The sequence below is a fragment of the Streptomyces hygroscopicus subsp. hygroscopicus genome (genome assembly GCF_030269125.1).
Taxonomy (GTDB): Bacteria; Actinomycetota; Actinomycetes; order Streptomycetales; family Streptomycetaceae; genus Streptomyces; species Streptomyces hygroscopicus_C.
This window is the reverse complement of sequence record NZ_BSSM01000006.1, coordinates 186675-213547: the sequence shown is the minus strand read 5'-3', so window position 1 is coordinate 213547 and position 26873 is coordinate 186675. Positions and strand designations below refer to the sequence as shown.

The window sequence follows — 26873 nt, the reverse complement described above, 5'->3', positions numbered from 1 at the left end:
CGGAGGACACGATGACCAACCCGACTCCCGACCCCGCCCCACCGACCCCTGCTCCCCCCGAGCCCACCCCGGCCCCGGACCCCTACCCCAGCCCGGTACCGCCCCCGGAGCCCGGCCCCGGCCCCCGGCCGACCCCGCCCCCACCCGGCCCTGGCCCCGTTCCACCCCCGCCCTCACCGGGCCCCCCGGAGCCACCGCCCTCCCCGATTCCCCCGGGTCCCGAACCCGTACCGAACCCCGAACCGGGCCCGCCCCTGACCCGCTGACCCGAGACCGGGACCGGTGAAAACGCGCACCAGGGGGCGCGGGAAACCGCGCGACCAGCCACGACGGACCCGCCGGCCGCCCGCCGACGGCTCCCCGCACCCCCGGGGGCGCACCACACCCTTAGGCCGGGCGCACCACACCCCCTATGCCGAAACCTCGTCCCGGTCCCCGCCCCACAACGTGTGGAACGCCCCGTCCCGATCCACCCTCCGGTACGTGTGCGCCCCGAAGAAGTCCCGCTGCCCCTGCGTCAGCGCGGCGGGCAACCGCGGGGCACGCAAGCCGTCGTAGTACGACAGCGCCGCCGCGAACCCCGGCGTCGGCACCCCCTGCCGCACCGCCGTGGCCAGTACCTCGCGCCAGTCGTCCTGCGCCGCCGCGATCTCCCGCGCGAACGTCTCGTCGGACAGCAGGCTCGGCAGATCCGGCCGCGCGTCGTACGCGGCGCGGATCCGGTCGAGGAACGCGGCCCGGATGATGCACCCGGCGCGCCAGATGGCGGAGACGGCGCCGTGGTCGATGCCCCAGCCGTACTCCTCGCTGCCCGCCGAGATCTCGTGGAAGCCCTGGGTGTACGAGACGATCTTGGAGGCGTACAGCGCCTGCTCCACCCGGTCGGCGAAGGCCGCCGCCTCCGCCCCGCTCAGCGGCGCCGGCCGCGGCCCGGTGAGATGGCGGGAGGCCGCGCGCAGACCGGCGTGGCCGGACAGGGAGCGGGCGAAGACCGCCTCCGCGATGCCCGAGACCGGGACGCCGAGGTCGAGCGCGATCTGGACGGTCCAGCGGCCGGTGCCCTTCTGCTCGGCCTGGTCCACCACCACGTCCACGAACGGCCTGCCGGTCGTCGCGTCCACATGGGACAGCACCTCGGCGGTGATCTCGATCAGGTAGGAGTCGAGGCGGCCGGTGTTCCAGGTGCGGAAGACGTCCGCGATCCGTGCCGGCGAGTAGCCCGCCACGTCCCGCAGCAGCTGGTACGCCTCGCCGATGAGCTGCATGTCGGCGTACTCGATGCCGTTGTGCACCATCTTCACGAAGTGCCCGGCGCCGTCCGGACCCACATGGGTCACACACGGCGAGCCGTCCTTCGCCTTCGCGGAGATCTTCTCCAGCATCGGGCCCAGGGAGGCGTACGACTCCTTCGACCCGCCCGGCATGATGCTCGGCCCGTGCAGCGCGCCCTCCTCGCCGCCGGAGATGCCGGTGCCGACGAAGTGGATGCCCCGCTCGCGCAGCTCCCGCTCCCGGCGCCGGGTGTCCGCGAAGTGCGCGTTGCCCCCGTCGATGATCATGTCGCCGGGTTCCAGGAGCGGCGCGAACTCCTTGATCACCGCGTCCGTGGGGTCACCGGCCTTGACCATGATCATCAGGCGGCGCGGGCGTTCCAGGGCGGCCACGAACTCCTCCGCGGTCTCGGTCGCGACGAAGTCCCCCTCCTGCCCGAACTCCTTCACCAGATCCCGCGTCCGCGACACGGTGCGGTTGTGCACCGCGACCGTGTAGCCGTTGCGCGCGAAGTTCCGGGCGAGATTGCGGCCCATGACCGCGAGGCCGGTGACGCCGATCTGCGCTGAAGTGCTCATACCGCCTGCTCCCTGTTCGCCTGGTGACTGCGGCTCCGTCGGTACGGGTCCCCGCCCATCCTGACGTGCCCCCAGGGTGAGCGCACATCAGACTCGCCACCCCCGCGACCGCGACGCGTGCCCGGTTCGGGCGGGCCCGGGGTGATTTCGGTCAACGAGCGCCCGATACTGGCCAGTTGGAGGCCGCAGACGGCCGAATCACCGTCTTGTCATGGCATGTTCGCGGCGCATAGCTTTGCCCCTCCTGACGCATGAGGGGACATCGACATGGCCCTACGCGGCCGGCACCGCCGGTACCAGCCGAACAGGATCAACCGCGCCTCGCTCACGGTCACGGCGGGCGGCGCGGGCCTCGCCCTCCCGCTGATCGCCGCGGGCACGGCCGCCGGGGCGGCCACCGGAGCGGCGGCAGCGGCGGCCACCGGAACCGGCACCCACGCCGGCCCCGCGGACGCGCCCCGCGCCCACCCGGCGTCCGGCGACGCGCGGACCGCCGTACCGGGCAAGGCACTCGACGCCTCCGCCCACGACGTCCGCCCGCAGACCACCCCCCAGTCCCGTGCCGGTCGCACCGCGATGTACACGGTGGTGCGCGGCGACACCCTCTCCGGCATCGCCGACGAGCACCACGTCCGGGGCGGCTGGCGAAAGCTCTACGCCGGCAACCGCGCCACCGTCGGCGCGGACCCCGACCTGATCCTGCCGGGTGAGCGGCTCAGCCTGCACCCCTCGAAGGAGCCCGCGGGATCCGCCAGGTCCCCGAAGGGGAAGGCGACTTCACAGCCGGCCGGACCGAAGGTCCACCACCGGACCAAGAGCCACCCGGCCAGGAGCCGTGAGCCCGGGGCACAGACCGGCACCGAGGCCGGGACCGGGGTGGGCGCTCAGGCGCTCGTCGCCCCGGTCCACGCGCCCATCGGCACCGGGTACCACGTGCCCGGACCGTACTGGTCGAAGGGCTACCACACCGGCGTCGACTTCCTCGTGCCGACCGGCACCGCCGTGCACGCGGCCGCGGCCGGGCGGGTGGTGGCCGCGGGCTGGGGCGGCTCCTACGGTTACCAGGTGGTCATCCGGCACGCGGACGGTCGTTACACCCAGTACGGCCACCTCTCGGCCATCTCCGTGCGGACCGGCCGGCAGGTCGCCGCCGGGGCGCGCATCGCCCGCTCCGGGGCGACCGGCAACGTCACCGGCCCGCACCTGCACTTCGAGGTGCGTACGGGCCCCGGCTTCGGCGCGGACATCGACCCGCTCGCCTACCTCAGGGCCCACGGCGTCAGGATCTGACCCTCGTCCGCCGCGCGTGCGGCACCGTCCGCCGGGCGTACGGCGCCGGAAGCGGGGGCTCCCCGGGCGGCGCGGCCTCGCCCCCGTCCCCCGCGGCGGGGTCGGCCGCCAGCAGCCTGCGCAGGCCCGACTCGGTGAGCGGGCCCCCGCCCTGCTCCCGCGCGTCCTCCCCGCCGATCCGCCGGTGCGGCACCGAGGGAATCACCTCGACGGGCATCGACACGCCGGTGACTCCCTCCCCGTCCACGGCCGCCGGTTCCGGCTCCGCCGTCTCCTCCATCCGCTCCGTCGTCAGCATGATCAGGCCGCCCGCCGCCAGCACCCCGCAGCCCAGGGCGAGCAAGGTGCCCGTCGTGCCGTGGCGGAAGGTCTCCCCGAACATGAGGATGCCGACCGCGGCGGCCAGCACCGGGTTGACGACGGTCAGGGTGGCGAGCGGCGCGGCCAGGCCGCCGCCCCCGTAGGAAGCCTGGGACAGCAGGACGCCCGCGACCGAGAACGCGGCGATCAGCGCCAGTGAGAACAGGGTGCCGGAGGAACCGGGGTGGCCGTCCCAGCCGACGGCGACGGACTTGGTGAACACCGAGGACATGCCGAACGCTATGCCGGCCGCCGTCGCGAGCAGCACGCTGCGCACCGCCGGGTGCCGGTGGGCGGCCCGGCCCGCGCACATCAGCGCCACCACCGCGCCGCCGGTGACCACCGCGGCGACGAGCCGCTGGGCGGCGTCGAGCGCGTGGTCGTCGGACGAACCGACCAGGGAGAGGAGTCCCGCGAGCCCGACGGTGGCCGTCACGGCGCCGCGCCAGGCGGCCGCCCCGGCCCGCCGGCCCACGCACAGCGTGGCAAGTGGCAGGGCGAAGACGATGGTCAGCGCGCCGAGCGGCTGGACGATGCTCAGCGGACCGTAGGCCAGCGCCACGACGTGCAGCACCCCGCCGAGACCGTTGAGCGCCAGCGCGCCCCACCAGCCGGGGCGGCGCAGCGGCAGATAGGCGCTGCCGGGGCAGGACACGGCGACCCGCTCCTGCACGATCGCGCCGCCCGCGTAACCGAGGGCGGAGACGAGCGACAGCAGCACGGACAGCGCGAGGGCGCTCATCGGCCCCTCCCGCTCATCGGCGTCTCCTGTGCGTGCGGCGAGGGGCCCGAGCCCGGCGCGGCCTACGGTCGGCTTCCATGGTCGACACTCTGCCCGCCCGCGCTCTTCCCGTCGTCGTCCCTGAGCACGCAATGCGTCCTACTCCCGATGGAGTACACGGGTGGTGTGATCATCCCTCAGGTGGGTTACCCGGGGGGAGCCCCCGGGCCGGGAGCCCCCGTCGTCAGGGTCGCGCACGGGCCTGGTACGAGTGTCCCGTGGATCTCGACCCCGAACTCGCCGCACTCCGCCCGCTGGGCCCCTTCTTCACCCTGCGCACGACCCCGGGCGGGGCACCCGCCCTGCCGGCCCTCGCGGCGGCCTATGCGCCGGAGGACCCCGACGACCCCCTGACCGCACGGGTCCGCGCCGTCGCCCACCGCCTGCGCACCCCCGAACCCCGCGTCGCCGCCTCCATCACCCAGCAGGGACTGGCCGCCCGACTGTGGTCGGCCGCGCTCGGCTGCGCCGTCCGGTACGGCCGCCTGCCCGATCTCCACCCGCGTCTGCTGCGCTGGGACATCACCGCCTCCGCCCCCGACGACCTGTGGCTCACCGAGGTCCAGCCACGACCCGGCGACGCGGCCACCCTCGCCGACGCCGTGCTCCACGGCCATCTGGAGCCCCTGGGGGAAGCCCTGAGAGCCCGTTACGGGATCGCGGCCGGGCTGCTGTGGGGCAACGCGGGCTCCGCGCTCGCCGGGGCCGCACGGGAGCTGGAGCGCTGGGCCCGTGCCCGGGGGCGTACCGACCTCGCGGCCCGCACCCGCGCGCTCACGGACGACCTCCTCGGCCACCCGCTGCTGCGGGCCACCGGCGCCCGCACCGGCACGGCCTTCCGCCGCCGCAGTTGCTGCCTGTACTACCGGGTCCCCGGCGGCGGAGTCTGCGGCGACTGCTGCTTCCCCCGGCCCCCGGCGACACCCCGCGCCCCAACGCCCTTGCAAGACAAGGGAGATGGGCCGATCCGCTGAGACCGGCCGACCCAGCGCGACCGATCCGCCCACGGTTCGTCAAGTCACCCCCGCCCGCGACGCGTTTACCCCCTCCCGCCGCGCAATGCCCGGTTTCGCGCCGTTCGCCCGCCACGATGCAGGCAACGATGTCGAACCTCCGGAGGTCATCCGACATGAGAGGGACCCGGCGCACACGGCTGTGCCTGGCCTGGGTGATGGCGGCGTCCGCGCTGATCGCCACCCCCGCCGCGGGAGCCGCCGCGCGGACCGACGGCCACCTCACCGACCTGGTGAACCCCTTCATCGGGAGCCAGGACGAGGGCAACACCTTCCCCGGCGCCGCCGTGCCCTTCGGCATGGTGCAGCTCTCGCCCGACACCGGACACAACACCGGCTACGACTACACCCAGAGCCGGATCCGCGGCTTCTCGCTGGTCCATCTGTCGGGCGTGGGCTGCCGCATCGGCGGCGACCTGCCCGTGCTGCCCACCACCGGCGACATCGGGCAGACGGACGACGCCAAGTACGCGGCCGCGTTCTCGCACGGCGACGAGGAGGCGAGCCCCGGCTACTACCGCGTGGGCCTCGCCTCCGGCATCCGCGCCGAGTTGACCGCCTCCGCCCGCACGGGGGTGCAGCGCTACACCTTCCCCGCCACCGCCAAGGCCAACGTCCTGCTGAACGCGGCCCAGTCGCTGCACAAGACGAGCGGCAGCAAGGTGGAGATCCTGGACGACCGCACCGTGCGCACCCGGATCACCGGCCACGGCTTCTGCCGGGACACCGGCCCGTACACGGTCTACACGGTCACCCGGTTCAGCCGGCCCTTCACCGCGTACGGCACCTGGGACGGCGCCACCGTCACCGCGGGTTCCCGCGGCGGACGCGGCGGCGCCTACGTCCGCTTCGACACCACCCGGGACCGTACGGTCGAGGCGACCACCGCGCTGTCGTACGTCGGCCCGTCCGGCGCGGCGGGCAATCTGCGCGCCGAGGGCGGCCGGTCGTTCGACGCCGTGCGCCGGGCGGCCCGCGCGCAGTGGGAGGCGCGGCTGGCGGCGGTGCGGGTCAAGGGCGGCACCGGAACCCTGCGCCGCACGTTCTACTCCTCGCTCTACCGCTCGTACCTCGCGCCCAACATCGGCGGCGACGCCGACGGCCGCTACTTCGGCTGGGACCGGCGCATCCACCACGCGAACGGGTTCACGTACTACCAGAACTGGTCGCTCTGGGACACCTACCGCACCCAGGCCCAGCTGCTCGCCCTGCTCGCGCCGCGCGAGGCGCGGGACATGGCCCGCTCGGTGGTGGCGGTCGACGAGGACGGCGGCTGGCTGCCCAAGTGGGGCTACGGCCCCGTCGAGACGAACGTGATGAGCGGCGACCCGGTCACCCCGTTCCTGACCACCGCCTACCAGATGGGCCTGCTCAAGGGATTCGAGGAGCGCGCCTACCGGGCGCTGCGCAAGAACGCGGACGGGGTGCCGCCCGCCGCGAACCCGGGCATCGGACGGGAGGCCAACGCGGAGTACATCAAGGACGGCTTCGCCCCGTTCGACAAGGACCGGCCGCTGGCCAAGATGGGCGACTCCGACTACCACCACGGCGCGTCCGTCACCCTGGAGTACGCCCTCGCCGACGCCATGCTCGCCCAGATGGCCCGGGGTCTCGGGCACGACGCCGACGCCGCCAGGTACGCGGCCCGCTCGCGCAACTACCGCACCATCTTCGACCCCTCGACCGGCTTCTTCCGCGCCCGCGACGCCTCCGGCGCCTTCACCGGCTCCCCCGACCCGGCGCTCGGCACCGGCTTCCACGAGGGCACGGCCTGGCAGTACCAGTGGCTGGTCCCGCAGGACCTGGCCGGCATGGTCGGGCTGATCGGCGGCAAGCGCGCGGCCAACGACCGCCTCGACCGCTTCTTCGCCTACGACCGGCTGCTCGCCGACCCGGCGCGGACGGCCCGCGAGGTGTGGGTGCACGGCAACGCCTACGCCTACTACAACGCGGCCGTCTACAACCCCATGAACGAACCCGACCTCGTCGCGCCCTACACCTACCTGGCCACCGGGCAGCCCTGGAAGACCACCGACGTCGTCCACGCGGCCCTGACCCTCTTCACCGACGGGCCGACCGGGATGACCGGCAACGACGACCTCGGCACGATGTCCGCCTGGAACGTCCTGTCGTCCATCGGGCTCTTCCCGATCCAGCCCGGCTACGACACCTGGGGCCTGTCCACCCCGGTCTTCGACCGCGTCGACCTCACCCTGGACCGCCGCTACTGGCCGAGCGGCGGGCTCACCGTCAGCGCGCCCGGCACCTCGGCCGCCGACCGCTATGTGCAGGGCGTGCGCGTGGACGGCTCGGCGCACGGGCGGACGTATCTGACGACACGTGCGCTGCGCTCCCTGCGCTCGCTTGCGTTCACGGTCGGCCCGCGCCCGTCGGAGTGGGGTACGTCGGCCCAGGCGGCGCCTCCGGTACTGAAGTGACCTCGGGCGTCTCCCGAGTCCCGCCCCGTTCGGCGGGGCGGGACTTTAACCGTTGTTAACTGAGCGTATCTCGATCGCACTTGACCGTAATCAGCGGTCGGGGATTGACTGAGGTTCCCTTCTTCCACGCGCGAGGCAAGCCCGTGACCACCGATCTGCTCGCTCCCCTCGACCTGGCCTTCTGGAACATCGAGTCCGACCGGCACCCGATGCACCTGGGAGCGCTCGGCGTCTTCGGCGCGCACTCGCCCACGGCCGGCGCCCACGCCGCCGACCTGCTCGCCGCCCGCGCCGCCGCCGTCCCCGGGCTCCGCCTGCGCATCCGCGACGTCTGGGGGCCGCTCGCCTTCGGCGGCGCCACCCGCGAGGCCGACCCGGACTTCGACCCGCTGAACCACGTACGGCTGCACGCGCCGACCGGCGACTTCCACGCGGCCGCCGGACGGCTGATGGAACGACCGCTGGAGCGCGGCCGGCCGCCCTGGGAGGCGCACGTCCTGCCCGGCGAGGACGGGGTCTCCTTCGCCGTGCTCTTCAAGTTCCACCACGCCCTCGCCGACGGGCTGCGCGCGCTCAAACTCGCCGCGGGCGTCCTCGACCCGATGGACATGCCCGAGCGGCCGCCGCGCGCCGTCGAGCCGCCGCGCCGGACGCTGCCGGACGTGCGCGAGCTGCCCGGCATGCTTCCCGGCCTGGTCAGGGGCGCCCTGTCGGACATGGGCCGGGCCCTGGACATCGGCGCCTCGCTCGCCCTGTCCACCCTGCGCATGCGCCCGAGCACCGCGCTCGCCTCCCCGCCCAGCGGCACCCGCCGCACCGCCGGCGTCGTCCTCGACATCGACGATGTGCACCGGGTCCGCAAGACGGCCGGCGGCACCGTCAACGACGTCCTCATCGCGGTCGTCGCCGGCGCGCTGCGCCGCTGGCTCGACGAACGCGGCGACGGCAGTACCGGGGTCGCGCCGCGCGCCCTGATCCCCGTCTCCCGGCGCCGCCCGCGCACCGCCCAGCCGCCCGGCAACCGGCTCTCCGGTTATCTGATACGGCTCCCGGTGGACGAACCCGACCCGCTCGGCCGCCTCGCCGCCGTGCGCACCGCGATGGTCCGCAACAAGGACGCGGGCCCCGACCGGGGCGCCGGCGCGGTAGCGCTGCTCGCCGACCACGTGCCCGCCCTCGGCCACCGGCTCGGCGGGCCGCTCGTCGGGCAGGCCGCCCGGCTGTGGTTCGACATCCTGGTCACGAGCGTGCCGCTGCCCGGGGTGGGGTTGCGGCTCGGCGGACACGAGCTGGCCGAGGTCTATCCGCTCGCCCCGCTCGCGCCCGGCCAGTCGCTGGCGGTCGCGATCTCCACGTACCGCGGGCGGGTGCACTACGGGCTGGTCGCGGACGCGGCGGCGGTGCCGGACCTGGACCGGTTCGCGCACGCGGTGTCGGCCGAGGTGGAGGCGCTGCTCGCGGCCTGTGTGTGCTGACACACGGTGCCCGAAGGGTGTGTTGCGAGGGGCCGGCGGTGCCGGTGGGGCGCCCGGGACCACGTGGAGGAGGTACGTGATCCACCCGGGTTTGGCTCAGGGGCCCGCCGCTCCGTAAAATTCCGCGTTCGAAAGCGGGCGCGAGTCGGAGCGCTGCGCGGATCAGGGAAACGGCAGCGCGATGACGGTGACAGAAGACGGCTCCATGGCCACGGACCCCATGGCCGCGGAAGAGGTCGTCCACGGTCCGGGCATCGACCCCGAGCGCCTGGCCGTCTGCCTCAGCGTGCTGGAGGAGCTCGACACGATCGACGTGGACCACCCCGACGCGATCCTGGTGCGCCGGGCCACCTCGCACATCTACCGGACGGTCAAGCAGCGCCGCCGTCAGGAGCGCCGGGCCGCCAAGACCGCCCACGACCGCGCCGTCACCGAGGCCACGGCCACCGGCTCCGCCGAGCGCATCGACGACGAGACCGAGGGCATCCTGCCCTCGTCCAAGGTCGAGCCCGGCCGGATCGCGGGCATACTCCAGCGCCCGCGCTCCTGCTACACCTGCAAGACCCGCTACGTCGAGGTCGACTACTTCTACCACCAGCTCTGCCCCCGGTGCGCCGGCCTGAACCGCGCCAGGCGGGACGCCCGCGCCGACCTCACCGGCAAGCGCGCCCTGCTCACCGGCGGCCGCGCCAAGATCGGCATGTACATCGCGCTGCGGCTGCTGCGCGACGGCGCCCACACGACGATCACCACCCGGTTCCCCAAGGACGCCATCCGCCGCTTCAAGGCGATGGAGGACTCGGCGGACTGGCTGCACCGCCTGGAGGTCGTCGGCATCGACCTGCGCGACCCGGCGCAGGCCGTGGCCCTGGCCGAGCGGGTCGCGGAGGCGGGTCCGCTCGACATCCTGATCAACAACGCGACGCAGACCGTACGACGGCTGCCCTCCGCGTACGCGGCCCTGGTCGAGGGCGAGAGCGCCCCGCTGCCCGCCGGTGAACTGCCCGCCCACGAGGTGATCGGCGCCTTCAACTCCGGAGCGGTGGACGGCATCACCGCGCTGCCGATCGGTGCCGGTGCCCTGGAGACGCGGGGCGGCGGCCTGGACGCGCAGAAGGTCGCCGACCTCGCGCTGGTCGCGGGCAACGCCAGCGTCGCCCGGCACCTGGACGGGACCGCGATCGACGCGGGCGGCCTGGTGCCGGACGTCGTGGAGACCAACACCTGGGTGCAGAGCATCGAGCAGATCTCCCCGGTGGAGCTGCTGGAGACCCAGCTGTGCAACTACACGGCCCCGTTCATCCTGATCAGCAAGCTCCGCCCGGCGATGGCCGACGCGGCCCGCAAGGCGGCGCGCGGACGGTCGTACGTCGTCAACGTCTCGGCGATGGAAGGGGTGTTCAGCCGGGGCTACAAGGGTGCCGGGCACCCGAACACCAACGCCGCGAAGGCGGCCATGAACATGGTGACGCGGACCAGCGCCCAGGAGATGTTCGACACCGACGGCATCCTCATGACCTCCGTCGACACCGGCTGGATCACGGACGAGCGCCCGCACTACGACAAGCTGCGCCTCGCCGAGGCGGGTTTCCACGCGCCCCTCGACCTGGTCGACGGCGCGGCCCGGGTCTACGACCCGATCGTGCGCGGCGAGGACGGCGAGGACGTGTACGGCGTCTTCCTCAAGGACTACGCGCCCGGCAAGTGGTGACGGGCGCCGCGCACTGATCTCCGGGGTCCGCCCCGGGGGTCAGTCGACCGCGTCGAGGCGGGAGTGGCGCGCGGCGACCAGCTCCAGGACCGTGCGCCAGTCCTCCAGCACCCCGGCGTCGAAGCCCGCGCCGCGGCCCTCCTCGCCGGCCAGGCGCAGCCGCAGGACGTCCTCGTCGGCGGGGCCCGCGTCCCCGCGCACCAGCCGGTACACCCGCTCCCCGAGCAGCGGCCGTACCGCCGCGGCGGCGCGGCGCGCCGTGTCCGCCTCGTCGCCGGGGGCGAGCAGCGGCCCGATCCCCTGGACCAGGCCCGCGACCTGGAGCTCCTTGTCGGCGGGGCGGCTGCGGCGCAGCAGCGCGGCGGTCCGCAGCGCGTGCTGGGGCCGGCCGGCGCACAGCATGTCCATCAGCTCCTCGACGCTGCGCAGCTCCATGCGTCAGTCCTTCCGCGAGAGGGCCGTGTCGGGCGCCAGCAGACCATGGTGAGCTTGCGGCCCGGCCAACGGCACCTGAATTGCGTCACATGGGCCGAACGGGTGATACGGAACGTCGCACCGGCGATGCGATTTGTCATAGATAGCTGCATATTGGACGGTATTGGGTTGCTGATCGAAGCGCGATAGTTACCCCTTGTTTGCACTATCTATCGAGCGGAGGTCCGCTCATTTGGTTAACCTAAGGTGGACGGACAGCGAAATGGGGTCCCAACCGGTACCCATGTCGTCCGTCCGGGGCGTACCGGAGATCATCGGTCCGTCCCGCCCGAAGTACCGGCGCCACCGCGCCCGAACTGGCCTTCCATCCAGACCCGAGCGGGCGGCGAGCGCCGGAGCACACACGGTCCGGTACGCCCCGAGGGTGATCCGACACATAAGGAGTGCGCGGTGACACCGGAAAAGACGAAGCGCGAACAACGCCCCGAAGAGCACCTTGAGCGTCCTGGCCGCCGGCCCGGAGAACTCGGCAGCCTCGACGTGTGGGCCCGGTCCGCCCCCATCCGCCTCGCGGGGTACGAGGAGGACCTGGCCGAACCCCACATCCTGCCCAGCGTGGACTGAACCCGTTCGCGATCGTCGCGACCCATGGGCGTGACCCGCGAGAATCACGCCCATGCTGATCAGGGACGCCGTTACCGACGACTGGCCGAGGATCTGGCCCTTCCGGCACCGGATCGTCGCCGCCGCCGAGACGTACGCCTGGGACCCCGACACCGACGAGCAGGCCGCCCGCGCCCTGTGGATGAGCCCGGCCAAGCGGGTGTACGTAGCCGAGGACCCGGCGGGCACCGTGGTCGGCTCCGCCTACCTCACGGCCCGACTACGGCGGCCCCGCCGCCCACGTGGCCAACGCCGGCTTCATGGTCGACCCCGCCCGCACCGGCCGGGGCACCGGCCGCGCCCTGGCCGAGCACGTCCTCGCGGAGGCCGTCCGCCACGGCTACCGCGCCATGGTCTTCAACGCCGTGGTCGAGACCAACCCCGCGGTCCGTCTGTGGACCTCCCTGGATTCACCGTCCTGGCCACGATCCCGGAAGCCTTCGACCATCCCCGCCACGGTCCGGTCGGTCTGCACGTGATGCACAGGTCGCTCCTCTGACCCCCGAAAACGCCCGGCTCCCGCGCGGCGGGGAGGGATAGCCTCGGCGCTGTTCACAGCGACGGGGAGGGGCGGGACATGCGGGAGCAGGACTGGATCGGTCAGACGGGGGAGCTGTTCGAGGCGGCGATGTTCCGGGGGGACGCCACCGCGCTGGACCGGTCCGACGACGTGCTGGACGCGGTCGAGGCGCCGCTCGCCCTCGCCCGGGGCAAGGTGCTGCACGTCCGCTTCCTGGACGACCGCGAGGAGGACGCCGGGGAACTGGCGCTGTTCGAGCGCGCCACCGAGCTGTACCGGAGGCTCGGGGACGGGTCCGGGGAGGCGGACGCGCTGTTCTGGGTCGGCTGCTGGTACCAGGTGGTGAAGGGCGACGGCGCCGCCGGCAGGCCGTACTTCGAGCGGTCGTACGAGCTGGCGCGGACCGTCGGCGACCGGCGGACGATGTCCTACGCCGTGCGGCATCTCGGGTTCGCCGACCGGGAGGCGGGGCTGTTCGAGCGGGCGCGTGAGCGGCTGACCGAGTCGGTGGCGCTGCGCAGGGAGATCGGGTTCCGGGCGGGGGAGGCGGCCGGGCTGGTGGCGCTGGCCTACCTCGCCGCGGAGACGGGGGAGCGGGAGGCGGCGTACCGGCACCTCGACGAGGCCGAGGCGGTCGCCGAGAGCTGTGGTGCCCACGCCGTGTCGGGGTGGGTCGACAAGGCCCGGGGGTTCATCGGGGGCGGGCAGGGCTGAGCGGCGCACGGCGGCGGCCGGCCACGGGCGCCGTCCGCCGCGGTGGTACCCCGGCCGCGGTGTCGTCCGTGTGCCGGCCCGCGTGTGCCGGCCCGCCACCGGTGCCGTCCGCCGCCGTGCCTCCTCAGTCGGCCAACGGCGCCGTCCGTTCCCACGGCAGCGACCGCTCCAGCTCCGCCGCCAGGTCCAGCAGGACGGGCTCCGTGCCGGGGCGGCCCACCAGTTGGACGGCGCAGGGGGCGCCGGAGGGGAGGGTCCCCACGGGGAGGGACATGGCCGGCCAGCCGGTCAGGTTCCAGGGCGGGGTGAAGGGGGAGTAGGCGGAGTTGACGAGGACGTTGCGCAGCCAGCCGCGTTCGTGCCAGGGGCCCGCGGCGGGGGACCGGCGGGCCAGGGCCGGGGTCAGCAGGACGTCGTGCTCGGTGAGGAAGGGGGCCAGCCGGGCGCGCAGACGATCGCGTCCGGCGCCGGTGCGGACCGAGGCGACGAAGCGCCGGCCCAGCGCCGCGTGCACCCGGGTGCGCCGGGCCAGCCGCGCGGGGTCCAGGCCCTCGGCGTCCACCGCCGTCCCCGCCGTCCAGTACCGCAGCGCGGTCACGCCCATCGTCACGGGGTACGGCGGTTCCGCCCGGCGCACCCGGTGTCCCGCCCGCGCCAGCACCCCGGCCGCCCGCCGGACCGCGCTCGCGTACGGCCGGCTCACGCCCGCCCCGGGCAGCGGATTGCGCAGGGCCACCGCGATCGTCCGCCGCGCGGGCTCCTCGGCGGCGGGGAAGTCGGCGTCCGCGAGGACGCCCAGCATCAGCCGTAGGTCCTCGACCGTCGTGGCCAGCGGGCCGTTCTCCGACATGCCGAACCAGTCCCCGTTGCCGATCCCCGCCGGCACCACCCCGGGCCCCGGCTTCAGCGTGACCAGACCGCAGTTCGCCGCCGGGATGCGCAGCGACCCCATGCCGTCGTTGCCCAGCGCGATCGGCACGAACCCCGCGGCCACCGCGGCCGCGCTGCCCCCGGAGGAGCCGCCCGCCGTGCGCGTGGTGTCCCAGGGGTTGCGCGTGGTGCCGTACACGCCCTCGGTCGTACCGAAGACGCACAGCTCGGGCACGTTCGTCAGGCCCACGACCACCGCGCCCGCCGCCCGCAGCCGGGCCACCGTGACATGGTCCTCCGCCGCCGGGGTGTCCGGGGTCGCGGCGGAACCGACGCGGTGGGACTCGCCGCGCACCGCGAGGTTGTCCTTCACCGCAACCGGCACCCCCGCGAGCGGCAGTCCGGCCAGATCGGCGCGCGAGGCCACCTCGTCCGCCTCGGCGAGGGCCGCCTGCCCGCGCACCGTGCGGAACGCCTCGATCCGCCCGTCGTGCCGCTCGATCCGCGCCAGGTGCTCCGCCACCACCTCCCGCGGCGTCACCCGCTTCTCCCGTACGGCGGCGGCGATCTCGGCGGCGCTCCGCCCGGCCCAGCTCCCCACGGCACTCCTCGTTCAGTCGTCGGCTACTCGCCGGTACGAATCAGGACGCACGGAGAACTGTGCCCCGTCGAGCGCGGTACGTCGAGGGTCCGGTGGCCCCCGGAGGGGAATGCGTTCCTCAGCGCGTCCGATGCGTGAACGCCCGGACCCCCGCGGGGAGCATCCCGCATGCGTGACGATCGCATTCTGGTGGAAGAGCGCCTGCGCCGCGTCCTCGCCGAACGCATCCCCCGCGGTGTGCCCGGCGGTGTGGCACGCGCCCGGCGAACCCGGGCCGGTCGCCGAGGGCCTCGCCGCCGCGCCCCGGCCGACCTCGCCGTCGCCTCCCTCGTCCCGGCGGCCATGGTGCCCCCTCGCGGGGGTGGGCCCGCCCGCCGGGACCTGCCGCGCATCGTCCTCGTGGGCGCCCCGGGCACGAGCGCCTACCAACTGACAATGAACTGGGGTGAGTTGCAGGTCCCCGGTCGGCACCGCGAGCATGATCGTGGCCGTCGCCCCGGCGCTCAGCGCCCTGTCCGCCGCCCTCCTCTTCCGCGAACGGCTCTCCCCCGCCGGGGTGGCCGGGTCCGCCGGCGCCCTGTCCGGGGCGGCCGTGATCGCCGTGGCCGGCGGCGACACCGGCTACCTGACCGCCGCCGCGGTCCAGACCGCCTACCATCTGGGCGTCGAACCGCTGCTGCGCACCTGCACCGGCCTGGAGGCGGCCTCCCACGCGATGTGGGCGGGCACCGTCCTGCTGCTGCCGCTCGCCCCGGGCGCGCTCGGTGCCGTCCTGCACCGCCCCGCCCGGCGCCCTGCTCGCCGCGGCCCGCCTCGGCGCGCTGCCGTCGGCCGCCGGATTCCTCGTGTGGGGCTGCGGTCGCCCGCCGCACGGTCACCGGCGCGACCGCCGCCCTCTCCCTGGCACCGGCCGCCCCGCTCGCCGTCGCCTACCTGTGGCTGGGCGAACGCCCGCACCCCGCCGAGCTGTCGTGCGGACCGCTCACCGTCGCCGGGGTGGCCCTGGCCTGCCGCCGTACGGCGACCGCCGCCGCCCGCCGGGGAACCGGGTCCCGCCCGCGGGCGTGAGCGCTACGACCTCTCGGCCGCTCGGGCGAGCCGGGTCGGCGGCAGGTACTCGCGCACATACGTCCGGTCCCAGCACGCCCCCGTCTCGCGCAACTCCCGCCAGGTGGTGTAGCGGTAGCGGAAGAGACGGGCGCGGACGTAGCGCGGCGGGGTGTCCGGCGGGAAGGGGGAGCGGCGCAGCAGCCGCAGCGTGGCGCGGTCGTTCTCCAGGAGGCGTTCCACCAGTCCGCCGAACCACTCCCCGGCGTACGCGGGCGACAGCGCGGCGAACCACATCAGCCAGTCCAGCCGCAGGTGGTACGGCGCGAACTGGCGCGGCCAGTGCCGGAGCCGGCCCGGCTTGCCCTTGAACTCGTACTCCCGCCAGTCCGAGTCCTCCCGGGCGGCCTCGTCCAGCGTGCCCTCCACGACCACCTCGTAGCGCACCCGGCTGACGCTGCCGAAGGCGCCGTAGGTGTTGACCAGGTGGAGCGGGTCGAAGGAGCGGTTCATGACCTGGCGGCGGGAGACCATGTTCACCACGGGGCGGTAGCTGAGGAACAGCAGCAGCGCGGTCAGCGCGAGCACCACGACCTCGTACCCGAGGGGCGCGGACGGCAGGGACGGCGCCGTCGCCGGGAGCCGCAGCGCGGACACCGCCAGCACGATGGTGATCCAGTTCAGCCAGGAGAAGTTGCCGGAGAGCACCAGCCACAGCTGGGTGACGATCATCAGCGCGGCGGCGGCCGAGGCGATCGGCTGGGGCGCGAACAGCAGGAAGGGCACCACGAGTTGGGTGAAGTGGTTGGCGGCCACCTCCACCTTGTGCAGCGGCTTGGGCAGATGGTGGAAGAACCAGCTCAGCGGGCCCGGCATCGGCTGGGTCTCGTGGTGGTAGTAGAGGCAGGTCAGCCGGCGCCAGCACGCGTCGCCGCGCAGCTTGATCAGCCCCGCGCCGAACTCCACCCGGAACAGGATCCAGCGCAGCAGGAACAGCACCAGCACCGGCGGCGCCACCTCGTCGTTGCCGAGGAACGCGGCCAGGAAGCCGGTCTCCAGCAGCAGCGACTCCCAGCCGAAGGCGTACCAGGTCTGGCCCACGTTCACGATCGACAGGTACAGCGCCCACGGCACCAGCCACAGCACGATCCCCGCCCACAGCGGCAGCAGCGCGTCCGCCCCGGCGAGCAGCGCCGCCGACACCGCGCAGCCCGCCCACGCCGTGGCCGCGAAGAACCGGTCGGAGTAGCGCAGGTGGAACAGGCTCGGTGCCCGCCGGAAGGGGATCCGCGCCACGTAGCGGGGGATCGGCAGCATGCCGCGCTCGCCGAGCAGCGCCCGGAACTGGAGGGCGGCCGCCAGGAACGCGACGAGATAGAGGGCGGCCAGCGCCCGCTGGAGGACCAGCCGGCTCAGCCAGTAGTCGGGTGCGGTGAACCAGTCCACGACCGCCTCGCCTCCCTCGTGCCGATCTCCCCGAGTTGCCAGTGAAACGGGTGCAAAGCAAATAATAGGGATAATTCACCCACAGTGATGCGGAGTGCACGGTGCGCATACCCACCGGATCCATGGTCATGGCCTGCGTGCTGCTGTCGGTGGCGCTGCTCCTCACCGGGTGTGCGGGCGCCGCCGTCAAGGAGGCCCAACTGGGCGAGGAGGTCTTCCTCCAGCCCGCCGCCGAGCAGGGGCCCAACCCCTTCACCGCCTCCACGGCGACCGGTCCCGCCGGACCCGGCACGCCCCGGCCGACCGGCACCGGCCGCACCGCCGACGCCAGCGCCCCGCCGGCGGGCCTCGCCGTCGCCCCCCTGGCGGCGGCGCGCGCCCTGTCCGGCGGCACCCCCGGGCTCTACAGCGGCAGCGCCCGCGTCGCCGGCTGCGACGTCGAACGGCAGATCGGCGGCCTGACGTCGGACCCCGCCCGGGGCGACGCCTTCGCCCGAACGGCCGGTGTCCCCCGTGCGGACCTGCCCGGCTACCTGCGCGGCCTGACCCCGGTCCTGCTGCGCGCGGACACCCGCGTCACCAACCACGGCTACCGCGACGGGCAGGTGGCCGGGTACCAGGCCGTGCTCCAGGCAGGCACCGCCGTCCTCGTCGACAACCGGGGCGTGCCCCGGGTGCGCTGCGCCTGCGGCAACCCGCTCCGTCCGCCCGAGGAGGCCCGCGGCGGCGTCGGGGCGCGCGGCACCGCCTGGTCGGGCTACCGGCCGAACCAGGTGATCGTGGTGACCCCGGCGCCCCAGGCGGTGGGCAGCCTGACGCTGCTCGACGCCGGCACGAACACCTGGATAGAACGCCGGGTCGGCCCCGACGTCCGCAAGGACCGCCTCGTGGCCCCGCCGGCCGTCTCCGACACCGCGCCCCCCGATCCCGGGCTCACCGGCTTCCCCCACCCGTCCCGGCCGCCGACCGCGCGGCCCAGCCCCCGGGACACCCGGTCGAACACGGCGACGGGGGAGGTGCGGGGAGCGGTGATCGACGCCGGACGGGTGACGTCGGGGCGGGGGCGCGGGGCGGCGCGCGGCGAGGAGGCGGGTGATCGTCGTACACGGGCGGACGGGGTCGGCGCGCGCTCCGGGGGGCGGGGCGCACGGGCGGTGAGACGGGGGGCGGCCGGCACCGGCCGGGACGGGGGCGGGCCGGACGGCGGGGTCCACGACGCCTCCCGCGCCGGCGGACACGGCACGCACGCGGCGGGCGAGCAGGGGAGCGCGCCGCCCGACACCGGCAGTGCCCCGGTCCCGACGGACCGCGGGACTCCGGCCACGACGAACGACGGGACTTCGGCCACGACGCATCGCGGGACTTCGGTCAACCAAGGGACTTCGGCCACGACGGACCGGGGCACATCGGCCACGACGGACCGGGGTACATCGGCCCCGACAGACCGCGGGACTTCGGCCACGACGAACGACGGGACTTCGGCCACGACGAACGACGGGACTTCGGCCACGACGAACGACGGGGCTTCGGCCACGACGGATGACGGCATCCCGCCCGCCGACGCTCACAGCACTCCCGCGGCGGACGACCAGGGCACCCCCGCCCCCACGGCTCCCGGCACCCCCTCGCCCACCCCGACCACGTCCTCCGAACCGCGCGCCGCGCTCCCCACCCGGGCTCTCGGGTCGGCCTCGGCCTCGCCCGTCGCAGCGGCCTCCTCGTCCCCCTCCGACTCGCCCGCCCGGTCGACGCCCTCCACTCCGTCGGCGTCGTCCGCCCCTTCCGGCGCCCCCACTCTCCGCGACCCCCTCGCCTATCCCCCCGACACCTCCCTCTACAACCCGGCCCCCTTCGGCGCGCCCCCCAGCCCCCAGGCCCCCGACGAGATCGGTCCGCCCAACGTCACCGAGACGCCCGCCCTGCCCGACCCCGGCGGCGCCGACGCGCCCGCACCGGGCGGTGCCCCCGGCGGGGCCGGTCCCACCCCCGCCGACGTGCTCGGCGGCTGACCGCGGGCCGGCTCGTGGTCCCGGGACCGGTCGAAGAATCCGGCGAATCCTGGCAAGGTGGCTCCATGGCTGATCGGGGCGCGAGTGCCCTGTCCCTCCCGGAGGACTGGCCCGCCCACCCGGACCCGATCCTGGCGCTCAACCACATGGGCACCTTCGACTGGGACCTGGACAAGGGCCTGTTCCACATGGACGCCCAGGCGCACGAGGTGTTCGACCTGCTGCCCGAGGAATACGACGGACGCGCCGAATCGCTGGTCCTGCGGGTGCCCGTGCCCGAGGCGGCCCGTCTCGACGCCCTCGTGGCCCAGAGCATCAAGGAGGGCCGCGAGAACTACGGCGCCTACTTCCGCATCCGCTGCCGCGACGGCACCCCGCGCTGGACCCACACCCAGGGCTACATCCGACGGGACGGGAACGGCCGCCCCCGCCGGGTCGTCGGCATCGTCCGCGACGCCACCCAGGAGCTCGCCGAGAGCGCGGCGCGCAGTGTGCGCGCCGCCCAGGAGGAGGCGTTCCGCCAGCAGACCAACATCGTGCAGATCGTCTCCGCGGCCCTCGCCCACGCACGCACGGTGCAGGACGTCACCGACGTCCTCAAGGACACCCACGGCATCCGGCGGCTGGGCGCCGCGAGCTTCGTGATGGGCCTGGTGGAGGCCGGCCGGATCCGGCTCGTCGCGGAAGCGCCGGCCGGCAGCTTCGTGCCCGCCAGCCAGGTGAACCGGATCGACGAGCCGTACCCCATGAGCGAGGTCGTGCGCACGCTGACCCCGCGGTTCGTCGAGTCCCCGGAGGAGTTCGCCCGGGAGTACCCGCTCCTGTGGCCGCAGATCACCCATCTGCATGTCGCCTCGGCCGCCTATCTGCCGCTGATCGCCCAGGCCCGGCCGATCGGGGTGATGGGCCTGCTCTACAGCGACCGGCGCGGCTTCTCCGAGGAGGAGCGCGGTGTCCTCGTCGCGCTCGGCGGCAGCATCGCGCAGAGCCTTCAGCGGGCCATGTTCTACGAGCAGCAGAAGGACCTCGCCCAGGGGCTCCAGCAGGCCATGCTGCCGCGCACCATCCCCAGCGTGCCGGGCGCCGACATCGCGGTGCGCTACCGTTCGGCCGCCTTCGGCCGGGACATCGGCGGCGACTGGTACGACGTGATCCCGCTGCCAGGCGGCCGGATCGGCGCGGTCATCGGCGACGTCCAGGGCCATGACACGCACGCGGCGGCCGTGATGGGCCAGCTGCGGATCGTGCTGCGGGCCTACGCGGCCGAGGGGCACACCCCGGCCGCGGTGATGGCCCGCGCCTCGGTCTCCCTGCACGAACTCGACACCGACCGCTTCGCCACCTGTCTGTACGCCGAGGCCGACCTGTCCACCGGGGTGGTCCAGATGGTGCGCGCCGGGCACATCGACCCGCTGGTGCGCGGCCCCGGAGGCTGCCGGCGGGTGCCGGTCGCGGGCGGGCTGCCGCTCGGGCTCTCGGCCGAGTTCGGGGTACTGCAGTATCCCGTCACCACCCTGGAACTCGACCCCGGAGACACCTTGTTGCTGTGTACCGACGGGCTGGTCGAGCAGCCGGGCGCCGATCTGGGAGACGGGATGCACGACCTCGCGGACCAGGTCCGCGCGGGGCCCGACGACGTGGACGAACTCGCCGACCGGCTCATCCAGTCGGCCGAGGAACGGGGCGGCGACGACGACGTGGCCCTGCTCGTGCTGCGCCGCCGGACGCCGGAGGCCGGACGGTCCTGCGGCCGGCTCCAGCAGCATGTGGCGCCCGGCGATCCGGAAGCCCTCACCCAGGCCCGGCACATGATCCGGGCCGCGGTCCGCGCCTGGGGAGCGGTCGAGCGCGCCGACGAGGTCGAGCTGGCCGCGGACGAGCTGATGACCAATGTCCTGGTGCACACCGAGGGCGCGGCGATCGTCACCCTGCGCTCCCTCGTCGGCACCGGGCGCCGGCTGCGGATCGAGGTGGAGGACTCCTCCAGCGCCCTGCCCCGGCGCCGGGACGCGCGGTGGGACGGGGTCTCCGGGCGGGGGCTGCTGCTGGTGGAGATGCTCGCCGACGCCTGGGGCGTGGAGGCGCGCGGCAGCGGCAAGGTGGTGTGGTGCGAGTTCCGGCTGGGCGAGGGCTGATCCGCGCGCCCACCGGGTGAGCCGCAGGGCGTTGTCGGTGGCGGGTGGCACTCTGGACGTATGCCGGAACTGCCCGAGGTGGAAGCGCTGACGGACCTCCTCACCGAGCACCTGGTCGGCCTGCGGGTGGCCCGGGTGCTGCCGGCCGCCGTCAGCGTGCTGAAGACGTACGACCCTCCCGTCACGGCCTTCGAGGGCGTCCGGGTCACGGGGGTGCGCCGGCACGGCAAGTTCCTGGACCTCGCGGCGGACAGCGGACTGCACCTCGTGATCCATCTGGCCCGCGCGGGCTGGCTCCAGTGGAGGGACCGGCTGCCGGACGGGCGGCCCAAGCCGGGCAAGGGCCCGCTCGCGCTGCGCGTGGCGCTGGAGACCGGCGAGGGCTTCGACCTCACCGAGGCCGGCACGCAGAAGCGTCTCGCGGTGTACGTCGTCCGCGATCCGGCGCAGGTGCCGGGCATCGCCCGCCTCGGCCCCGACCCGCTCGCCGCCGACTTCGACGAGGCCCGTCTCGCCGCCCTCCTCAAGGACGAACGGCGCCGGCTCAAGGGCGCCCTGCGGGACCAGTCCCTGATCGCGGGCGTCGGCAACGCCTACAGCGACGAGATCCTGCACGCGGCGAGGATGTCCCCCTTCAAGCTGGCAGCTTCCCTCACGCCCGAGGAGACCCACCACCTGTACGAGGCCCTGCGCGGCACCCTCACCGACGCGGTCGAACGCTCCAGGGGCGTGGCCGCGGGACGCCTGAAGTCGGAGAAGAAGAGCGGCCTGCGCGTCCACGGCCGCACCGGCGAGCCCTGCCCCGTGTGCGGCGACACCATCCGCGAGGTCTCCTTCAGCGACTCCTCCCTCCAGTACTGCCCCACCTGCCAGACGGGCGGTAAACCCCTGGCCGACCGAAGACTCTCCCGCCTGCTGAAGTGACGGGCGGCCGCGCGGCCCGGCCGGGCGGGGAGGGCCCACCGGGCCGGCCCCCGCCGCCCCCGGCAGGGCCCCGCAGCGGCGCTGCGAACCCCGCGCGTGACGCGGCCCCCGCCGCCCGTCGGGGCGTTGACGCCCGTGCTCCGGCGGTGCCGAGCGCGGTGTCCCCCGGGCCTCCCGGGCCCCCGGGCCCCGGGCCCCCGGGCTGCCGCGCGCCGTCACGGCTCGCCGGGCCCGACGGGCTGCGGTGCGCCGTCACGTCTGGCTGTCACGAGGGGACAGGTGCGGGGCGAGGGGCGCGAGAGGGCCGGCGCACCTGGGCGTCGCGGGGCGACGGGTGTCCAGGCCGGTGCCGTCCGGGCCCCCGTGGTCGACTGCCCGCGGCCCCTTTGGTGCCTCGGTCCCGCTCCCGGCGTCCGCTTCCCCGCGCGCGGTGTCACCGAGTCCTCCCGGCCGCGCGGCCGCCGCGCCCGGCGCGGACCTCCCCCCGGACCGCTCGCCGACGGTGACGGCGGGCGCGTCAGCGGATCAGAAGAGGTGGATCGCCAGGTGCCCGAGGGGCAACCCGAGTTGCCACGCCGGTGTCCAGACCTTCGGCCCGTCCTCCTCGTCGGACAGCGCGCCGCCGCCCGGGACCGCGTCCAGGTCGGTGGCCAGCAGCTCGGTCTCCTCCAGCCAGCGCCAGGCGTTCTCGGCGAGCGCCAGATCGGGACCGGGGGAGCCGGCGGCGCGCGCGGTCAGGTCGGCCATGCGGGTGCGCACCCAGTCCTGCCACGGATGGTCGCAGGCGGTCAGCGACAGCCAGTTCTCCAGCTGGGAGACGACCCGGATGCCGGACAGCTCCCCCTCGGTGTCGGACAGGAAGACGGTCAGCGCGAGCGCGTCCCGGCCCGCCCGGAACTCGAAGGACGTCGGCGGCATCAGATCGCCGGTGCGCAGCAGCTCGTCGGCGATGTACTCGGCGTACAACCACGCCATGGGTACGACCAGTTCACCGCCGCCGGCGCCGTCCGCGCCGTCGATGCCCTCGTGGCCTGTGTTCGGCATTTCCTTCCTGCCCTTCCTCCGGTGCGCGCGCGTCGCCCGATCCCCGGGGACGCGTCCTCGCCCGGAACGCGGATGAGGACAGCCCATTGCCCCAACGGGGCCCGCAGCAAGGCGCTTTACCGAGGTTTGACCCGGCTTCCGGTTTCAGCGCAGGTCGGCCGCGTAACCCGGAAGCTCCCGGCGCAGGGCGCGGAGCGCGTAGTGCGCCCGGGACTTCACGGTACCGGGCGGAACGCCGAGGGCGCGCGCGGCTTCCGCCACACTGGCCCCGCGGAAGTACACGAGGACAAGGACGTCACGGTGCTGCGGCGTGAGAGTCTTCACAGCGGCCCGTACGTCCAGCGCCGCGGCGGCCCGTTCGGCCGGGTCGGCGGTGATCCGCGCGTCCTCCGGCACCCCGTCGGCCACCTCGGCGGGGCGCGCCCGGCGGGCCCGGACGGCGTCGATCGCGAGCCGCCGGGCGACGGTCGACAGCCAGGGCCGCACCGAGGCGAAACCGTCGGCGTGCAGCGCCTCGGGGTGCTGCCAGGCGCGCAGCAGGGTCTCCTGGAGCAGGTCCTCGGCGCGCTGCCGGTCCCCGTCGCACAGCCGCAGCAGCAGGGCGAGGAGCGGGCCGCCGTGCTCCCGCTGGAGGGCCGCCAGCTCGTGCTCGGCGGTCGTCGTCCCCCGGGTCCGCGAGGTCGTTCCGGGCACGGGGATGAGTGGGGTTCCGGCCGTCATGGCGGTATCGCAGCGCGGCGCGCGCCCGGCGCACAGAGGATGCGCGCGGCCGTGCGGCGGACGGTCGGATCGCGTCGGCGAACGGTCGGCGGGCCCATCGGGGGGAGTACCGGATGGGTCAATGAGAGGACCCGGACCGTTTGGACGGAGAGTCGGCTTCATACCCATATGCCCGTCACGGCAAGGTCAGTAAATACGACAGCCGTACTGACGTACTGACGCAGATCCCGAGGGGTGAGCCGATGATCGGACGCAGACACCAGGTGGCCCTGGCCCTGACCGCCGTCCTCGCGGCGGCGGCCGCCTGCACCCAGCAGGTCCGCCAGGACTCCGGCCGGGGCGGCGCCGCCGGACCGCCCGCCGGCCGCGGCTTCACCCTCGTCGCCACCGGTGACGTCCTGACCCACCCCGCCGTCCTCGACCGCGCCTCCTCCGACACCGCCGGCGGCGGCTACGACTTCCGGCCCATGCTCTCCGGCGTCGAACCCCTCGTGCACGGTGCCGACCTGGCGCTGTGTCACCTGGAGGACGGCGCCGGCGGCGCGGCCCCGCTGGCCCCGCCGCAGCTCGCCCAGGACCTCGCCCTGACGGGCTACGACGGCTGCGCCACCGCCTCCGAACACGCCCTGGACGACGGCGCCGACGGCATCCGGCGAACCCTCGACACCCTGGACGCGGCGGGTCTCGGGCACGCCGGCACCGCCCGCAGCGCGCAGGAGTCCCGCCGTCCGGCCCTGTACCGGGCCGGCTCCGCCGTGGTCGCGCAGCTGTCGTACACCTTCGACAGCGAACAGCCGCTGCCGTCCGGGCAGCCCTGGGCACTCGGTCCGATCGACGCCGACCGGATCGAGGCCGACGCCCGCGCCGCCCGGAAGGCCGGCGCCGACGTGGTCGTCCTCTCCCTGCACTGGGGCACCGGCGGCGACGACGCCCCGACCGGCGACCAGATCGCCCTCGCCCGCCGGCTGACCGCCTCCGCCGACGGACGGCGCCCGGACATCGACCTGATCCTCGGCGCCCACACCCATGTGCCGCAGCCGTACGAGAAGGTCAACGGCACCTGGGTGGTCTACGGCCTCGGCGACCAGATCTCCGGTGAACTGGACGACGGCGACGGCTCCCGCGACCCGCGCGGCAACGAGTCCACCCTGGCCCGCTTCACCTTCGCCCCGCCCGCGCGGGCGGGCGGCCGCTGGCAGGTGACGCGGGCCGAGTTCGTGCCGCAGATGTACGACCTCGACGCCGGGCGCGTGGTCGACGTGGGCCGGGCCGTCGCGGGCGGGGCCGACCTCGTCGGGGTCCGCGACCGGATCCGGGACGTGGTGCTCAGCCGGGGCGCCGCCAAGGACGGCCTGGTCATGGGGGAGTAGTCAGCCGGTGCGCCGCTCGGCCAGCGCCGAGCGCTTGTAGGAGTAGGTGAAGTAGACCAGGCAGCCGATCAGGAACCACACCGCGAACCGCACCCAAGTCTGCCACTGCAGGAACGTGATCAGCCAGACCGAGAAGACGACACCCAGCGCGGGCACGAACGGCACCCACGGCGTACGGAAGGCGCGCGGCAGGTCCGGGCGCCGCCGGCGCAGCACGATCACCGCCACGCACACCACCACGAACGCCAGCAGGATGCCGATGTTGGTCAGCTCGGCCGCCTCCCCGATCGGCAGGAACCCGGCGATGAGCGCGGAGGCCGCCCCGACGATCCAGGTCACCCGGGTCGGCACGTGCCGCGTCGGGTGCGTCTTGGCGAACCAGCTGGGCAGCAGCCCGTCCCGGGACATGGAGAACCACACCCGGGTCACGCCCAGCATGAACGTGAACATGACGGTGAGGATGCCGATGATGGCGCCCACCGCGATCACGTCCGCGAGCGCGTTCAGGCCCACCGACTTGAACGCCGTGCTGAACCCGCTTTCCTTGTCGATGAACCGGTAGTTCTGCATGCCGGTCAGCACCAGACAGGCCGCGACGTACAGCACCATGGCGATCATCAGCGAGTAGATGATCGCCCTCGGCATGTGCCGCTGCGCGTCCCTGGACTCCTCGGCCGCCGTGGACATCGCGTCGTAGCCGAACACCGCGAAGAACACCGTGGCCGCGCCCGTGAAGGCGCCGCTGATCCCGTAGGGGAAGAACGGGTGGTAGTTCGCGGTGTCGATGTGGAACACGCCCACCCCGATCACCAGCAGGACCACCAGCACCTTCACCGCGACCACGATCGTCTCGAAGCGGGCCGCGCTGCGGATGCCGAGGGTGAGCAGCCAGGCGATCAGCAGGCAGAGCACCACCGCGAACAGGTCCACCCGGTGCCCGGGGCCGGTGCCGGGCGCGCCCAGCATCCAGGGGGGCAGCTTCGCCCCCATCTGTTCGACGAGGAATCCGAAGTAGCCGGAGATGCCGATCGCGACCACCGCCACGATCGCCGTGTACTCCAGCAGCAGGTCCCAGCCGATGAACCAGCCCGCGAACTCGCCGAGCACCGCGTAGCCGTAGGTGTACGCCGATCCCGCCTTCGGGATGAGCCCCGCGAACTCGGCGTACGACAGCGCGGCGCACGCGCTCGCGGCACCGGCGATCAGGAAGGACACCAGCACCGCGGGCCCCGCCGTGCCGTTGGCCACCGTACCGGCGAGCGTGAAGATGCCGGCGCCGATGATGCCGCCGACGCCGATCGCGGTGAGCTGCCACAGCCCGAGCGACCGCTCCAGGCGGGGACCCTCGCCGACCTCCGTCTCCTCGATGTGCTCGATGGGTTTGCGGCGGAGAATGCCCTCACCCGCCCGGAGTCTTGCCATGCGCCTCACCTCTTCACCGACGGCAAACGGCTGAC

At 74.3% G+C, this 26873-nt stretch carries 20 protein-coding genes and 1 pseudogene; 13 read left to right on the top strand and 8 right to left on the bottom strand.

Going from position 1 to position 26873, the window contains the following annotated elements:
- Positions 1-410: 410 nt before the first annotated feature.
- Complete coding sequence (gnd, locus tag QSK45_RS16290) at positions 411-1850, bottom strand: NADP-dependent phosphogluconate dehydrogenase (protein ID WP_285557434.1); 1440 nt, start codon at positions 1848-1850, stop codon at positions 411-413.
- 267 nt (positions 1851-2117) lie between these two features.
- Between gnd and QSK45_RS16285 the strand changes: the two genes are divergently transcribed.
- Positions 2118-3140: a M23 family metallopeptidase gene (locus tag QSK45_RS16285; RefSeq protein WP_285557432.1), complete on the top strand. Its 1023-nt coding sequence runs from the start codon at positions 2118-2120 to the stop codon at positions 3138-3140.
- Here the strand turns inward: QSK45_RS16285 and QSK45_RS16280 are convergent.
- Positions 3130-4242, bottom strand: coding sequence for a DMT family transporter (locus QSK45_RS16280; RefSeq protein ID WP_285557430.1), 1113 nt, complete (start codon positions 4240-4242; stop codon positions 3130-3132). The genes QSK45_RS16285 and QSK45_RS16280 overlap by 11 nt on opposite strands.
- 257 nt (positions 4243-4499) lie before the next feature.
- On the opposite strand from QSK45_RS16280, the gene QSK45_RS16275 reads away from it, so the two are divergent.
- The 4 genes from QSK45_RS16275 to QSK45_RS16260 all read left to right on the top strand — a co-directional run bounded on the left by QSK45_RS16275 (position 4500) and on the right by QSK45_RS16260 (position 10918).
- Positions 4500-5255 carry an IucA/IucC family C-terminal-domain containing protein gene (locus tag QSK45_RS16275; protein WP_285557429.1) on the top strand — a complete coding sequence of 252 codons (756 nt, stop codon included), beginning with the start codon at positions 4500-4502 and terminating at the stop codon, positions 5253-5255.
- 155 nt (positions 5256-5410) lie between these two features.
- Positions 5411-7732 carry a GH92 family glycosyl hydrolase gene (locus QSK45_RS16270; RefSeq protein ID WP_285557427.1) on the top strand — a complete coding sequence of 774 codons (2322 nt, stop codon included), beginning with the start codon at positions 5411-5413 and terminating at the stop codon, positions 7730-7732.
- Between the two features lie 143 nt (positions 7733-7875).
- Entirely contained in the window at positions 7876-9207 is a 1332-nt protein-coding gene (locus tag QSK45_RS16265) for a wax ester/triacylglycerol synthase family O-acyltransferase (RefSeq protein WP_285557426.1), read from the top strand.
- 181 nt (positions 9208-9388) lie between these two features.
- A complete protein-coding gene (locus tag QSK45_RS16260) occupies positions 9389-10918 on the top strand; it encodes an SDR family NAD(P)-dependent oxidoreductase (protein ID WP_285557424.1) in 1530 nt (509 codons plus the stop codon).
- 39 nt (positions 10919-10957) lie between these two features.
- Here the strand turns inward: QSK45_RS16260 and QSK45_RS16255 are convergent, their stop codons facing one another.
- A complete protein-coding gene (locus QSK45_RS16255; protein WP_285557422.1) occupies positions 10958-11353 on the bottom strand; it encodes a hypothetical protein in 396 nt (131 codons plus the stop codon).
- Positions 11354-11803: 450 nt separating this feature from the next.
- Here QSK45_RS16255 and QSK45_RS16250 point away from each other — a divergent pair, with 450 nt between their 5' ends.
- The 3 genes and pseudogenes from QSK45_RS16250 to QSK45_RS16240 all read left to right on the top strand — a co-directional run bounded on the left by QSK45_RS16250 (position 11804) and on the right by QSK45_RS16240 (position 13250).
- On the top strand, positions 11804-11977 hold the full coding sequence (locus tag QSK45_RS16250) for a hypothetical protein (protein WP_285557420.1): 174 nt from the start codon (positions 11804-11806) through the stop codon (positions 11975-11977).
- Positions 11978-12029: 52 nt separating this feature from the next.
- Positions 12030-12515: pseudogene (locus tag QSK45_RS16245) on the top strand (GNAT family N-acetyltransferase).
- A 78-nt stretch (positions 12516-12593) separates the two neighbouring features.
- Positions 12594-13250, top strand: coding sequence for a tetratricopeptide repeat protein (locus QSK45_RS16240; protein WP_285557417.1), 657 nt, complete (start codon positions 12594-12596; stop codon positions 13248-13250).
- A 124-nt stretch (positions 13251-13374) separates the two neighbouring features.
- On the opposite strand, the gene QSK45_RS16235 is transcribed toward QSK45_RS16240, so the two are convergent.
- Positions 13375-14721, bottom strand: coding sequence for an amidase (locus tag QSK45_RS16235; RefSeq protein WP_285557415.1), 1347 nt, complete (start codon positions 14719-14721; stop codon positions 13375-13377).
- 445 nt (positions 14722-15166) lie between these two features.
- Between QSK45_RS16235 and QSK45_RS16230 the strand changes: the two genes are divergently transcribed.
- A complete protein-coding gene (locus tag QSK45_RS16230; protein WP_285557412.1) occupies positions 15167-15901 on the top strand; it encodes a hypothetical protein in 735 nt (244 codons plus the stop codon).
- Here the strand turns inward: QSK45_RS16230 and QSK45_RS16225 are convergent.
- Positions 15793-17214 carry a lipase maturation factor family protein gene (locus QSK45_RS16225; RefSeq protein ID WP_285557410.1) on the bottom strand — a complete coding sequence of 474 codons (1422 nt, stop codon included), beginning with the start codon at positions 17212-17214 and terminating at the stop codon, positions 15793-15795. The genes QSK45_RS16230 and QSK45_RS16225 overlap by 109 nt on opposite strands.
- Before the next feature lie 101 nt (positions 17215-17315).
- Here QSK45_RS16225 and QSK45_RS16220 point away from each other — a divergent pair, with 101 nt between their 5' ends.
- From QSK45_RS16220 to QSK45_RS16210, 3 genes are all read left to right on the top strand, one after another.
- Entirely contained in the window at positions 17316-19223 is a 1908-nt protein-coding gene (locus tag QSK45_RS16220; RefSeq protein ID WP_285557408.1) for a DUF6777 domain-containing protein, read from the top strand.
- 65 nt (positions 19224-19288) lie between these two features.
- A complete protein-coding gene (locus QSK45_RS16215; RefSeq protein WP_285557407.1) occupies positions 19289-21358 on the top strand; it encodes a SpoIIE family protein phosphatase in 2070 nt (689 codons plus the stop codon).
- A gap of 60 nt (positions 21359-21418) precedes the next feature.
- Positions 21419-22282, top strand: a complete 864-nt coding sequence (locus QSK45_RS16210) for an Fpg/Nei family DNA glycosylase (protein ID WP_285557406.1) — start codon at positions 21419-21421, stop codon at positions 22280-22282.
- Between the two features lie 525 nt (positions 22283-22807).
- Here the strand turns inward: QSK45_RS16210 and QSK45_RS16205 are convergent.
- Positions 22808-23326: a hypothetical protein gene (locus tag QSK45_RS16205; protein ID WP_285557404.1), complete on the bottom strand. Its 519-nt coding sequence runs from the start codon at positions 23324-23326 to the stop codon at positions 22808-22810.
- 144 nt (positions 23327-23470) lie between these two features.
- Positions 23471-24046, bottom strand: coding sequence for a sigma-70 family RNA polymerase sigma factor (locus tag QSK45_RS16200; protein ID WP_285557402.1), 576 nt, complete (start codon positions 24044-24046; stop codon positions 23471-23473).
- A 242-nt stretch (positions 24047-24288) separates the two neighbouring features.
- Between QSK45_RS16200 and QSK45_RS16195 the strand changes: the two genes are divergently transcribed.
- Entirely contained in the window at positions 24289-25416 is a 1128-nt protein-coding gene (locus QSK45_RS16195; RefSeq protein WP_285557400.1) for a CapA family protein, read from the top strand.
- Here the strand turns inward: QSK45_RS16195 and QSK45_RS16190 are convergent, their stop codons facing one another.
- Positions 25417-26838, bottom strand: a complete 1422-nt coding sequence (locus QSK45_RS16190) for an amino acid permease (protein ID WP_285557398.1) — start codon at positions 26836-26838, stop codon at positions 25417-25419. It lies immediately after the preceding gene.
- Between the last annotated feature and the right edge of the window lie 35 nt (positions 26839-26873).

Excerpts from the sequence above, each read along its gene's own strand:
- QSK45_RS16190 (WP_285557398.1), bottom strand. The coding sequence starts at position 26,838 with ATGGCAAGACTCCGGGCGGGTGAGGGCATTCTCCGCCGCAAACCCATC.
- QSK45_RS16205 (WP_285557404.1), bottom strand. The coding sequence starts at position 23,326 with ATGCCGAACACAGGCCACGAGGGCATCGACGGCGCGGACGGCGCCGGC.
- QSK45_RS16255 (WP_285557422.1), bottom strand. The coding sequence starts at position 11,353 with ATGGAGCTGCGCAGCGTCGAGGAGCTGATGGACATGCTGTGCGCCGGC.
- QSK45_RS16285 (WP_285557432.1), top strand. The coding sequence starts at position 2,118 with ATGGCCCTACGCGGCCGGCACCGCCGGTACCAGCCGAACAGGATCAAC.
- QSK45_RS16280 (WP_285557430.1), bottom strand. The coding sequence starts at position 4,242 with ATGAGCGCCCTCGCGCTGTCCGTGCTGCTGTCGCTCGTCTCCGCCCTC.
- QSK45_RS16240 (WP_285557417.1), top strand. The coding sequence starts at position 12,594 with ATGCGGGAGCAGGACTGGATCGGTCAGACGGGGGAGCTGTTCGAGGCG.
- QSK45_RS16195 (WP_285557400.1), top strand. The coding sequence starts at position 24,289 with ATGATCGGACGCAGACACCAGGTGGCCCTGGCCCTGACCGCCGTCCTC.
- gnd (WP_285557434.1), bottom strand. The coding sequence starts at position 1,850 with ATGAGCACTTCAGCGCAGATCGGCGTCACCGGCCTCGCGGTCATGGGC.
- QSK45_RS16270 (WP_285557427.1), top strand. The coding sequence starts at position 5,411 with ATGAGAGGGACCCGGCGCACACGGCTGTGCCTGGCCTGGGTGATGGCG.
- QSK45_RS16260 (WP_285557424.1), top strand. The coding sequence starts at position 9,389 with ATGACGGTGACAGAAGACGGCTCCATGGCCACGGACCCCATGGCCGCG.
- QSK45_RS16210 (WP_285557406.1), top strand. The coding sequence starts at position 21,419 with ATGCCGGAACTGCCCGAGGTGGAAGCGCTGACGGACCTCCTCACCGAG.
- QSK45_RS16215 (WP_285557407.1), top strand. The coding sequence starts at position 19,289 with ATGGCTGATCGGGGCGCGAGTGCCCTGTCCCTCCCGGAGGACTGGCCC.
- QSK45_RS16200 (WP_285557402.1), bottom strand. The coding sequence starts at position 24,046 with ATGACGGCCGGAACCCCACTCATCCCCGTGCCCGGAACGACCTCGCGG.